8 protein-coding genes are annotated in these 12,606 nt (G+C 67.3%); all 8 read left to right on the top strand.

Going from position 1 to position 12,606, the window contains the following annotated elements; translation table 11 throughout:
* Positions 1 to 53 precede the first annotated feature (53 nt).
* The 8 genes from IB228_RS07835 (at position 54) to IB228_RS07800 (ending at position 12,603) form a co-directional block, all read left to right on the top strand.
* A complete protein-coding gene (locus IB228_RS07835; protein ID WP_343227058.1) occupies positions 54 to 1,070 on the top strand; it encodes a sugar kinase in 1,017 nt (338 codons plus the stop codon).
* A 249-nt stretch (positions 1,071 to 1,319) separates the two neighbouring features.
* Positions 1,320 to 2,159: a CoA ester lyase gene (locus IB228_RS07830; RefSeq protein ID WP_192198015.1), complete on the top strand. Its 840-nt coding sequence runs from the start codon at positions 1,320 to 1,322 to the stop codon at positions 2,157 to 2,159.
* Between the two features lie 97 nt (positions 2,160 to 2,256).
* Positions 2,257 to 4,668 carry a sodium:solute symporter gene (locus tag IB228_RS07825; RefSeq protein WP_192198014.1) on the top strand — a complete coding sequence of 804 codons (2,412 nt, stop codon included), beginning with the start codon at positions 2,257 to 2,259 and terminating at the stop codon, positions 4,666 to 4,668.
* A gap of 82 nt (positions 4,669 to 4,750) precedes the next feature.
* Positions 4,751 to 5,626: a LysR family transcriptional regulator gene (locus IB228_RS07820; RefSeq protein ID WP_183639284.1), complete on the top strand. Its 876-nt coding sequence runs from the start codon at positions 4,751 to 4,753 to the stop codon at positions 5,624 to 5,626.
* A gap of 278 nt (positions 5,627 to 5,904) precedes the next feature.
* The gene (locus IB228_RS07815; protein ID WP_192198013.1) at positions 5,905 to 8,112 is read left to right on the top strand and encodes a TonB-dependent receptor; all 2,208 of its coding nucleotides are present in this window, start codon (positions 5,905 to 5,907) and stop codon (positions 8,110 to 8,112) included.
* A 23-nt stretch (positions 8,113 to 8,135) separates the two neighbouring features.
* Positions 8,136 to 9,443 (top strand): serine hydrolase domain-containing protein, encoded by a 1,308-nt coding sequence (locus IB228_RS07810; protein WP_192198012.1) that lies wholly within the window; start codon positions 8,136 to 8,138, stop codon positions 9,441 to 9,443.
* Positions 9,440 to 10,390: a ribokinase gene (locus tag IB228_RS07805; protein WP_192198011.1), complete on the top strand. Its 951-nt coding sequence runs from the start codon at positions 9,440 to 9,442 to the stop codon at positions 10,388 to 10,390. The genes IB228_RS07810 and IB228_RS07805 overlap by 4 nt, the downstream gene beginning before the upstream one ends.
* Positions 10,391 to 10,416: 26 nt before the next feature.
* The gene (locus IB228_RS07800) at positions 10,417 to 12,603 is read left to right on the top strand and encodes an SUMF1/EgtB/PvdO family nonheme iron enzyme (RefSeq protein ID WP_192198010.1); all 2,187 of its coding nucleotides are present in this window, start codon (positions 10,417 to 10,419) and stop codon (positions 12,601 to 12,603) included.
* Positions 12,604 to 12,606 lie beyond the last annotated feature (3 nt).

The following is a 12,606-nucleotide window of genomic DNA, read 5'->3' as shown; positions in this document are numbered from 1 at the left end:
GCCTGCGGCACCGTACACTCCGGGACCGTTACATGCATGGACAGGGAGGCGGAGTGGGGAAGGTTGTCTGTTTTGGCGAACTGCTGCTGCGGCTGGGAGCGCCCGGTCGCGGGACCCTGCTGCAAACGCCTTCGCTGGAGGTGCATGTCGGTGGCGCCGAGGCGAACGTCGCGGTGTCGCTGGCCCGCTTTGGCCACGCCGCGCACATGGTCGGCGCGGTGGCCGACAATGCGCTGGGCCAGGCCGCGATCGGAGAATTGCGCCGGCATGGGGTCGATATCTCGGCGGTGCAGCGGCTGCCTGGACGGATGGGCCTCTATTTCCTCACTACGGGCGCGATCCACCGGCCCTCGCAGGTGCTCTATGACCGTGCCGGTTCGGCCTTCGCGCAGGCCGGCGGTGGTTGCCATGACTGGCCCGCGCTGCTGGCCGGCGCCGATTGGCTGCATGTGTCCGGGGTGACGCCGGCGCTGGGCGCGGACGCGGCGCGGGGCACGCTGGAAGCGATGCGCGCCGCGCGCGCGGCGGGCGTCCGGGTTTCCTTCGACGGCAACTATCGCCCGCAGCTGTGGCAGGCATGGGATGGCGATGCGCCGGCGCTGCTGCATGGCCTGATGGCCGAGGCCGACGTGATGTTCGCCAGCCATCGCGACATCGAAGTCGTGCTGGGACGCTCGTTCGATGGCGCCACCGCGCAGGAACGCTTCGCCGCCGGCGCGCAGGCCGCGTTCGCGGCGTTTCCGCGATTGCAGCGGATGGCCGCGACCGTGCGCGTGCAGCGCAGCGTGGATCACCATGCCCTGTCCGCGGTCGCGCTGCGGCGCGACGGGCGCCTGCTGGGAACGCCGGAGTACGAGATTCCGGGCATCGTCGACCGCATCGGTACCGGCGATGCGTTCGCCGCCGGCGTGCTGCATGGCGATCTGACCGGCCGGGACGACGCCGACGCGCTGCGTTTCGGCCTGGCGGCGGGATGCCTCAAGCATTCGCTGCCGGGCGACTTCAGCACCCTGGATGTCGCCGAGGTCGATGCCTTCCTGACGCAGGCGGGGTTCGACGTCCGCCGTTGACCGCGCGGCGACGGGTTGCATCGCAGCAAACCGGGCCCATCCGGGCGCGCGGCCAGGGGCGCGCTTGTCGTCGCGGGTGTTTCGCGGCGTGCGCGCCTGCCGCGACACGGGGCCGGGATCACCGCCACGGCAAGGCGTGACGCGGCGGCGGTGGCATATCGCAAGCAAATGTTGGGTCTGAAGATGCCGGGCGCGACTTTTCTTTATGTCCGCATCGTTGAAACTGCCCCGCCATGAAGAGTGCGGTCCATGCGTAGCAAGTTGTTCGTGCCCGGCAGTCGCCCGGAACTGTTCGCCAAGGCGATGGCGAGCGGTGCCGACGCGATCTCCTTCGACCTGGAGGACGCCGTGCCTCCCGGGCGCAAGGCGGAGGCGCGCGCGAACCTGGCGCAGTTCCTGGCGGGCGCGGACCTGCCGGCCGGCAAGGTGATCATCGTGCGTACCAACGCGCCGTCTTCGCCGGAGTTCGAGGCGGACCTGGCCGCGCTCGCGGGCCGCCGGGTGGATCTGCTGAACCTGCCCAAGATCGAGCAGGCCCGGGACGTCACCACGGCGGTGGTGGCGATGGCCTCGCTGCTGGCGACCGAGCAGGCGCCGGAATTGCTGATCAACATCGAGACGCCGCTGGGCCTGCGCAACGCCGCCGACATCGCCCGCGCGCATCCGCGCGTGGCCGGACTGCAACTGGGCCTGGGTGACCTGTTCGAGCACCTGGGCATCGATCGCCGCGATCCGGCCAACCTGCACGCGGCGATGTACGCCCTGCGCATGGCCGCCGCCGAAGCCGGCGTGTTCGCCTATGACAGCGCCTATCCGGACCTCGCCGACGAAGCGGGATTCCGGACCGAGGCGGGCATCGCCCGCCGGCTGGGCTATCTGGGCAAGAGCTGCATCCATCCCCGCCAGATCGACCTGGCCAATGCCGTGTTCCAGCCTTCCGGCGAAGAGATCGCGCGGGCGCGGCGGATCGTCGCGGCCGCCGCCGAGGCGGCGCGGCAAGGACGTGGCGCCTTCCTGCTGGAAGGACGCATGATCGATCCTCCCTACCTGCACCGTGCGCAAGCCATCGTCGCGGCGGCGGAGGCATGAAGATCGCGGGGGAGCGCAGGGGATTGCCATCCACGCGGCGCGTTCCGGATGCGCCGGATGCCGCGACCACACCGAATTTCGAAAGCATGGAAACACGATGAGCCGAACCGCCTTCCTGCCCGTATCCAAGGAGGCGACCGGCTTCCTGCGCGCCGCGCTATGCCTGTTGCTGCTGCTGTGCGCGGCCGTTCCCGGCGTGCACGCCGAGAGCCTGACCTCGGTCGAACGCGATGCGCTGCCGGCGCTGCCTGCCGGCGCGCACGTGGAGATGCTGAGATCGATCGAGGACCGTCCGCTTGCGCTGGGCAGCGATGGCGCGTGGGTCCTGTCGGCCGATGGCCGCCAGTGGCAGGCGCTGTCATGGCCTGGCGGCGCCGCGCCACGCGTGCTGGACGCCGGCGGTGATGGCCGTCGCCTGTTCGCGCTGATGTCCGTCGGAACCGGACCGGCGCGGATCGAGGAACTTCGGCTCAGCGGAAACAGCCTCGCCCGCCAGTCGATGCCCGCGCTCCCGCTGGCGCTGAGCGGCGCACGCTTCGCCATCCTGGGCGAAAACCTGTACGTGATGGGCCTGGGCGACGGCACGCCTCGCCTGTGGCGTACCGTATTGAACGGGCCTGCCGCGTGGGTCGACGGCCCGGCGTGGCCGGAAGGCGCCTCGGGCGGCGAGTTGCTGGCGCAGACCAACGCGCTCTACCTGATCGGCACCGGCACGACCTCGCAACCGTTGTGGCGCTGGACGGTCGATCACGGGTGGGAAACCAAGCCGGCGGTGCCGGGCACGCGCCTGCCGGGTTCGGCGCGCGCGATGGGACAGGCGCATCTGCTGATGCTGGTGCGCGACAATCGCGGCACGCACCTGATGACCTATCACACCATCACCAGCGCCTGGGCCACGCTGCCGGCGACGGTTGGCGACAACGTGCTGCTGTCCACCGGCTGGCGCAACGGCCTGGTCTGGATGACCGGCGATGGCAAGGGCGGGCAGGTCATCGAATCCGCGCAGCTGGCGTCCGGAAAACACCTGCTGAAGTGGATGGACTGGCTGGTGATCATCATCTACCTCGCGTCGATGATCGGCATTGGCATGTACTTCTACCTGAAGGAAAAGCGCAATTCGACCTCGGACTTCTTCGTCGGCGGGCGCAGCATTCCGTTCTGGGCGGCAGGCGTGAGCCTGTATGCCACCAACACCAGTTCGATCAGTTTCATCGCCATTCCGGCCAAGGCGTTCGAGACCAACTGGCAGTACATGACCAACAACCTGATCGCCGTGCTCGGGCTGATGTTCGTGGCGGTGTGGATCGTGCCGCTGCTGCGCCGGCTGGACCTGATGTCGGTGTTCTCGTACCTGGAAACCCGCTTCCACCCTGCCATCCGCATGCTCGCCAGCGCGCTGTGCATCGCCATGCAGGTTGGCGCGCGGATGAGCGTGATCCTGTTCCTGCCCGCGCTGGCGATCGCCACCATCACCGGCATCAGCGTGGTGTGGAGCGTGATCCTGATGGGCGTGTTCACCATCATCTATACCGCGATGGGCGGCATGAAGGCGGTGATCTGGACCGACTTCGTCCAGGTATTCGTGAAGATGGGGGGCGCGATGTTCGCCATCGCCTTCATCATCTGGCACTTGAAGGGCGGTGCGCCGGAGTTCTTCGCCACCGCGATGGCCGAGCAGAAGATGCATACGCTCGACTTCAGCTTCGACCTGACCAAGGCCACGGTGTGGGGCTTCATCTTCCTGGTGATCTTCGACGTCGTGCTGACCTTCCCCAAGGACCAGGTGTTGATGCAGCGCACTCTGTCCACCAAGTCGGACAAGGAGGCCGGGCGTTCGATCTGGGCGTTCGCCGCGATCATGATTCCCGGTGGTTTCATCTTCTACGGCATCGGCACGGCGCTGTTCGTCTACTACAAGAACAACCCCGAGCGCCTGAATCCGCTGCTGCCGATCGATGCCACCTTCCCGCTGTTCATCGCCGCCGAACTGCCGCCGGGCGTGACCGGGCTGATCATTGCCGGCATCTTCGCCGCCGCGATGGCCACGCTGTCGAGCATCATGAACAGTGTCGCCACCCTGATCTCGGTCGACTTCTACGAGAAGCTGTCGAAGAAGGCCGACCAGAAGAAGAGCGTGCTGTTCGCCGAGATCACCACGGTGATGGTCGGCCTGGTCGGCATCGGCCTGGCGCTGCTGCTGTCGCGCTACGACATCCATTCGCTGTTCGACATCTCGATCGAGTTGGCCGGCCTGCTGGGCGGTGGTTTCGCCGGCGCGTACACGCTGGGGATGTTCACCCGCCGGGCCAATTCACCAGGCGTTGCGATCGGTATTGGCTCGAGCATCGTGCTGACCTTCCTGGCCTGGTCGATGGACCTGGTCCATCCGTACTTCTACCTGGCCATCTCGATCCTGCTGTGCATCGTCATCGGCTACCTGGCCAGTCTGCTGTTCCCGGCGCCGCAACGCTCGCTCAAGGGCCTGACCATCTACCGCGATGCGGAGTAACCGCGCTTTCCGCCCCTGCCGTTGGTCCTGTCGCGCGCGCGGCGGGGCTCCTGTAGCCTGAGCGCACGCCAGGGGGAGACACGTGGATACCCAGTTCCTGAACACCTTCGTCACCGTGGTCGACCGCGGCTCGATGGCGGCGGCCGCGCGTGAACTGAACATCACGCCGGCGGCGGTGGCGCAGCAGATCCGCACCCTGGAACGCGAACTCGGTGCATCGCTGATCGCGCGGGTGGGGCGGACCGTGAGCGTCACCGAGGAGGGCTCGCGGATCATCCAGCGGGCCCGCGATCTGCTGCGCGACGTGGCCGACATGCGCAGCGTCGCCAATGATAGCGCGGTATCCGGCGAACTGCGCCTGGGGGCCTGCCCGACCGCGCTGGCCGGCATGCTGCCGGATATCCTGGCGCGGATGGTGGAAACGTTTCCGCAGATCAACGTGTTCATCAAGCCGGGCTACTCGGCGGATCTGTACCGCGCGGTGGAGTCGGGCGAGTTGGACGCGGCCATCGTGCTGCAGGCGCCGTTCTCGCTGCCCAAGACCTGCCAGTGGCAACTGCTGCGCGAGGAACCGCTGGTGGTGCTGGCGCCGGCGGCGATGGCTGGCCGCGACCCGCACGAGCTGCTCGCCACCCAGCCGCTGATCCGCTACGACCGCAACCAGTGGGGCGGCCGCCAGGCCGACGAGTACCTGCGCAGCGCCGGCATCGTTCCGCACGAGCGTTTCGAACTCAACGCCCTCAACGCCATCGCGGTGATGGTGGACCGCGGCCTGGGCGTTTCGCTGGTGCCCAACTGGGCGCGGCCCTGGCCGGAGGGGCTGGACCTGGTCCGGATTCCGCTGCCCAACGAATGCGTGCCGCGCCGCATCGGCATGGTCTGGTCGCGCTCGACCGTGCGCATCCGCCTGGTCACCGTCCTGCTGCAGGAAAGCCAGGCGGTTTCGCAGCTGTCCTGAACACGCGCGATGCTGCACTGCATCGATACCGTCGACCGGGATCACCCAACAAAAACTAGGCTCTGAACATAGGCGCGGAGGATTCTTTCCGTGACGGCGTGCACCTAGGCTCTGTCGACATTGTCGAGGCTGTCGCCGGCGTCTGGGAGGAACGTCTGGCAGCGCGGGCGCCATTCTCTCCGCCGCCCGCGGATGCGCAACAACAACAAGAACGCTATCGGGGAGCCCTGCGGCCTGCGCCGCGGTTCTCGCAGCCCACCATCTCAGAGAAGAACACCATGAAGCACGTGCCCGCCGCATTCGGCGTATTCCTGCTGGCCGCCGCCGTCAGCGCCAGCGTCAAGGCCCAACAGAACACCCCGCCGCCGCCGGACGAGGCGTCGAAGGCCGGGGAAGTGGAAGCCACCAATCTCGACCAGGTGATCGTGACCGGCGTGCGCACGCCGAAGGCGGTGGACAAGATTCCGGGCGCGATCACCCTGGTGTCCAAGCAGGAAGTCGAGCGCACGCTCGGCCTGACCGAGGACGCCACCGCTGTCCTGGCGCGGCAGGTGCCCGGCTATTCGGAATCCTCGCAGGCGATGAGCAATACAGGCGAGACGCTGCGCGGACGTATCGCGCTGCGCCTGTTCGATGGTATCCCGCAGACCTCGCCCCTGCGCGAGGGCAACCGCTCCGGTACCTTCACCGACATGGGGCTGGTGGGCCGCATCGAGGTCATCAATGGTCCCTCGGCTTCCGAGGGCATCGGCGCGCAGGGCGGCATCATCAACTACCTGTCCAAGACGCCCACCAAGGACGGCAGTGAAACCACCGTCACCTCCCGCTACAGCACGCAGAACGGCAGCGACAGCGGAGGCTGGAAGCTGGGCGTGAACTATGCCTACAAGGCGGATGATTTCGACCTGCTGACCGCCGCCTCCTTCATCGACCGCGGCATCTCCTACGATGGCCGTGGCCGTCGCATCGGCATGAACGCCAGCGGCTCAATCTCGGATTCAAAATCGGACAACCTGTTCATCAAGTGGGGCATGAACTTCGGCGAGGCCGGAGAGCAGCGCATCCAGGGAACCTTCAGTCGCTTCAACGTGCAGGGCAACAATAACTATCACTGGGTTCCCGGCGATCGCGAGCAGGGAATCACAGATACCGCCGAGCGTGGCCGGATTCCTGGCTCGAAATCGGAATTCAACGATTTCACCCAGTTCGCTTTCTCCTATACCCACGGTGATTTCTTCGCCGGCACGCTGAAGGTCGACCTGTACAAGGCGGACCAGGCCATGCGCTATCCGGCCGAAAATGGAGACGACAGGCAGGATCCGGACATCGCACCGATGGGCACGCTGTGGGACCAATCCGAAATCCACTCCAACAAGCAGGGCCTGCGCACGGCCTGGACGCGTCCGCAGCTGTTCGGCGTGGACGGATTGGAAATGCGCGCCGGCCTGGATCTGGTCGAGGACGAAACCGAGCAGAGTCTGGCGCTGACCAACCGGGTCTGGGTGCCGCCGATGACCTACAAGAGCACCGCGCCCTACCTGCAGCTGTCCTACGACATCGGGCCGGTGACCCTGAGCGGCGGCGTGCGCCGCGAGGACGGAGAACTGTCGGTGGATGACTACACCACCACCTGGTTCCGCGATCGCCGCTCTGTGCAGGGCGGAAAGCTGTCCTACGAGGAGACGCTGGTCAACTTCGGCGCGATTTGGCGCCTGCCTGCCGGCTTCTCCGTGTTCGCATCCTACGGCGAGGGCTTCGGCCTGCCGAATGTGGGTATTCCGCTGCGCAACATCCAATGTTCCAACGATTCGCCGGAAGGCACCCAGCCCGATGGCTGCCCGAACGATCCGCAGGCCACCGTGGCCGGCATCCTCGATCTGCAGCCGATCATCGCCGACAACCGCGAGGTCGGCCTGAACTGGCAGGGCCAGCGCGGCAGCTTTGGCCTGTCGCATTACAAGTCGGAGTCGGACTTCGGCGTATCGCTGGCGGTGGATCCGATCAGCCGCGACTTCGTGATGGTGCGCGCGCCGGTGGAGATCAAGGGCTACGAATTCAACGGTGAGTACAACTTCAGCGATAAGTGGAAGGCAACCGCGCTGTATTCCCGCATCCGCGGCAAGACCACGTTCGTGACCAACGGGCCGCTGGACAAGGAAATGGGCATCAACGACATCAGCCCCGACAAGATCGGTGCGTCGCTGACCTGGAACTTCCTGCCGCGGGGCAACGTGATCCTGGGTGCGACCCAATGGCTGGATCGCGACATCAACGAGGGACGTGCGGGCGAAGAACACACCAAGGGCTACACGCTCTACGATCTGACCGTCAACTACGAGACCGAGAAGTACGGCAAGTTCACGCTGGGCGTGGAAAATCTGACCGACAAGTTCTACATCCTGAGCTGGTCGCAGATCGACTTCTACCGCAACTATTTCGCCGGCCGCGGCCGCGTGATCTCGCTGACCCACACCATCAACTTTTGAAACGGACGACTCCCCCACGTCGGATGTTTCAGGCAACGCACGGGCGGCGGGTGTGGCCGCTGCTGATGGCCGCGCTGATGGCCGTGCACACGGCGCGGGCGCAGGGCCCGGTGGTGGACCTTCCGTCCGCGGCATCCGCCGCGGCGGAAGGTTTTTCTCCGGTTCGCCTGCAGCGGCTGGATGATTCCCTCGAACGGGCGACCGGACCGGAGGGCTACCTCGGTGCGGTGGCCCTGATCGTGCGCGACGGCAAGGTCGTCACGGTGCAGGCGCACGGCAGCCGCGATCTCGCGCGCAGCCGGCCGATGACGGAGGATGCCATCTTCCGCATCTATTCGATGACCAAGCCGATCACCTCGGTGGCGGTGCTCCAGCTGATGGAGCAGGGCAAGCTGGGCCTGGACGATCCGGTGAGCCGCTACCTGCCGGCGTTCAAGCACATGCAACGCTTCGCCGGCGGCACGGCGGACGAGCCGGTGCTGGTGCCGGCGCAACGCCACATCACCCTGCGTCAGCTGCTGACCCATACCGCGGGTTTCGCCACCGGCGGCGAGGGCTTCGAGGAAGCCACCCGCCTGCTGGAACGCGCCGACCTGCACGATTCACCGGATCTGGCGACCTTTGCCTCGCGACTGGCGGCGGTGCCGCTGGCGACCGAACCCGGAACCCGCTTCAAGTACGACGGCACCGGCATCGAGGTGCTGGCGCGCGTGGTCGAGGTGGTGAGTGGTGAGTCCTTCGAAGCGTATGTGCGCGGACATATCCTTGCGCCGCTGCGCATGCGCGACACCGGATTCAGCGTGCCGGAAGCCGCGCGCGGGCGCGTGGTCGATCTGACCCGCATGGGCGCCGACGGCCGGCTTGGGCTGGACGACAGCCGCAGCGCACGGCAACCGGGGGTGTCCCTCAATGCCTATCCCAGCGGCGCGGGTGGCCTCTACTCCACGATTTCCGACTATGCGCGGTTCTGCCAGATGCTGCTGGCTGGTGGCGCGCTGGATGATCAGCGCATCCTCGGCCGCAAGACCGTGGACCTGATGATGATGAACCACCTCCAGGGACAGCTCGATCCGCCGGTTACCGAATTCAGCCGCGCCGAAGGCTTCGGGCTGGGCGGCTCGGTGATCCTGGACGTGGCCGGGCGCGGGCGATTGGGTTCGGTCGGCGCGTTCGGCTGGTCCGGCGCGGCCTCGACCTATTTCACCATTGACCGGCAGGAACGCCTGATCGCGATCCTGTTGCTGCAGCACCTGCCCGACGGCCAGGCGCACGATCTTCCCCGTCTCGCCACGCCTTTCTACAACCTGGTCTACCAGGCGCTGGAACCATGACCGCAACACCCAGGCACATCCTCGTCGCCGGCTCGGCGAATCTCGATTTCGTCGTCCGCGCCGCGCACGTGCCGGCCCCGGGCGAAACGGTGCTGGGGCGCGACTTCGCCACCTTCCCGGGCGGCAAGGGCGCCAACCAGGCGGTGGCGGCGGCGCGCGCCGGCGGCGCGCCCACCCGCATGCTGCTGGGACTGGGCGAGGATGCGTTCGCCGCGACCCTCGAGGATTCATTGCGCGGCGCCGGCGTGGAACCGGTGATCGTGCGATCCCGAAAACTGCCCACGGGCACCGCCTTCATCTGCCTGTCCGACGACGCGGAGAACGCGATCACGGTCGCGCCCGGCGCCAACAACGCGCTGCGCGCCAGCGATCTGCCGCCGTTGGCCGCGGTGTCGCACCTGCTGCTGCAACTGGAGACCCCGATAGAAACGGTCACGGCCTATGCCGCGACCGCGCGCCACGCGGGAGTCACGGTGGTGCTCAACGCCGCACCCGCGCGGTCGCTGCCCGATGCGCTGCTGCGCGCGGTCGACGTGCTGATCGTCAACGAAGGCGAACTCGAAGCGCTGGCGGGATCCGCCGGCGGCATCGCCGATCGCCTTGCCCGCCTGGTCGTGCCCTGCGTGGTGGTCACCCTGGGTGCGCGCGGCTGCATCGCGCGCAGCGCCGAGGGCCTGTTCCTGCAACCGGCGTTCCGGGTGGACGCCGTCGATACCACCGCCGCCGGCGACACCTTCTGCGGCGCGCTGGCCGCGCGGCTGGCGCGGGGCGACGTCCTGGCCGATGCATTACGCTACGCCTGCGCGGCGTCGGCGCTGGCCTGCACGCGCCTGGGCGCGCAGGCCTCGGTGCCCGCGCGCGAGGCGGTCGAAGCCTTCCTGCGCGACGCGCCGGCCACCACCGCGCAGGCGCGCGAGGCATTGGCCGCGCAGTTCGGCCTGACCTGAATCCCCCTCCCTGAAAGAACCACGCCATGACCGCCGCACCGGATCCGTTCCCTCCCGCCCACGACGACGACGCGCCGCGCCACGTGCCGAAGACCGAGTACAAGTTCTCGCACGTCACCACCCAGCGCTATCTGCCGACGCCGGGCAAGGCGCCGGGTTGGCCATTCGCCGAGATCGGCCACTGGAAGATCGACGTCAACGCCACGTCGGCCGACTGGATCGCCGAACTGCGCGACTGGCGCCGCGAACATCTGACCCGCATCGGCTACGACGACGCCAACTACCGACGCCCCGAGCTGCAATGGGCGCAGCGCAACTTCGTGCATGCGCAGATGATGGTGGAGGATCGCTATTTCTACGATCCGGTAGCCGGCCGCTACACCGTGGATCGCTACCTGGATGATCTGGAGCAGCGCTTCGGCGGGCTGGACAGCGTGCTGCTCTGGTACGTCTATCCGAATATCGGCATCGACGATCGCAACCAGTTCGACATGGCCGCGGATCTGCCAGGTGGCCTGGCCGGCCTGAAAAGCGCGGTCGATGATTTCCATCGACGTGGCGTCAAGGTGTTCCTGCCGACCATGCCCTGGGACAACGGCACCCGCGCACAGGGCGAGGCGGACTGGCAGGCCATCGCGCGGCTGGTGAAGGAAGTCGGCGCCGACGGCATCAACGGCGACACCTACAACGGCGTGCCGCGCGCGTTCTTCGATGCCTGCGATGCGCTCGGCCAGCCGGTGGTGGTGCAGCCGGAATCCACGATCAGCGCCGAGGAACACCTGATCTGGAACGTGCAGAGCTGGGGCAAGAAGGCACCGAACGAGGTCATTCCGCCGGTCGCCAAGTTCAAGTGGCTGGAACCGCGCCACATGATCAACTACGAGAACCGCTGGGGCCGTGACCGCAACCACGATCTGCAGTACATCTTCTTCAATGGCATTGGTTACAACGCCTGGGAGAACATCTGGGGCCTGTGGAACCAGTTCACCCCGCGCGACGCCGAATCGCTGCGCCGCATCGCCACCCTCGAGCGCCGCTTCGCACCGCTGATGGTCAGCCGTGACTGGACGCCCTACTACCCGACCTTGCAGGCGGGCGTGTTCGCCAGCCGTTTCCCGGGAGAGGGCCAGGTGCTGTGGACGCTGGTCAACCGCAACGAGTACGACGTGGAAGGCGAACAACTGGCGCTGCCGCACCAGCCGGGCCGCCAGTACTTCGATGCCTGGCACGGGGTGGAACTGCAACCGCTGATCACGGGTGACCAGGCGGTGCTGGAGATGAACCTGGAAGGCCGCGGGTTCGGCGCGGTGCTGGCCTTGGACGAAGGCGTTGAGATCGAAGGCTTGCCTGCGTTCCTGTCGCTGATGGCGGATCTGGCGCGGGTGCCGCTGCGCACGCTGTCCAACCGCTGGCACGCCATTCCGCAGCGGATCACGCCGATCGCGCCCACTGACGTGCGCGCGCAGGCACCGGAAGGCATGGTGACCGTGCCGGCCGGCGAGTTCGTGTTCGTGGTCGGCGGCGTGGAGATCGAGGGCCAGACCTGGGAAGGGCTGGACGTGCAGTATCCGTGGGAGGGCAGTGCGCGCCGGCATCACCGGAGGCGGATGGCGATGAAGGCGTTCCACATCGATCGCCATCCGGTCACCAACGCCCAGTTCAAGCGGTTCCTGGAGGCCAGTGGCTACGCGCCGCGCGACGTGCACAACTTCCTGCGCGACTGGCAGGACGGTGCACCGCGCCCGGGTTGGGAAGACAAGCCGGTCACCTGGGTCTCGCTGGAGGACGCGCGCGCCTATGCCGAATGGGCGGGCAAGCGCCTGCCGCGTGAATGGGAATGGCAATACGCCGCGCAGGGCACCGACGGGCGGTTGTATCCGTGGGGCAACGAATGGCGCGCCGATGCGGTGCCGCCGGTGAACCGCGGGCGCCGCCTGCTTCCGCCGGCTGATGTCGGCGCGTATCCACAGGGTGCGAGCCCGTTCGGTGTGGCGGATCTGGTTGGCAACGTGTGGCAGTGGACCGACGAGTACGCCGACGAACACACCCGCGCGGCGATCCTGCGCGGCGGCAGCGCCTATCAGCCGCAGACTTCGCACTGGTATTTCCCGCAGGCGTACCGGCTGGATCAGCATGGCAAGTACCTGCTGATGGCACCGAGCAAGGATCGGTCCGGCATGCTCGGTTTCCGTTGCGTGGTGGACGCGGAGTAGGGC

It is taken from the genome of Pseudoxanthomonas sp. PXM04, from assembly GCF_014851695.1.
GTDB classification, from domain to species: Bacteria; Pseudomonadota; Gammaproteobacteria; order Xanthomonadales; family Xanthomonadaceae; genus Pseudoxanthomonas_A; species Pseudoxanthomonas_A beigongshangi.
Note: the sequence above shows the minus strand (reverse complement) of the source record. Positions and strands in the feature narration are given on the sequence as shown.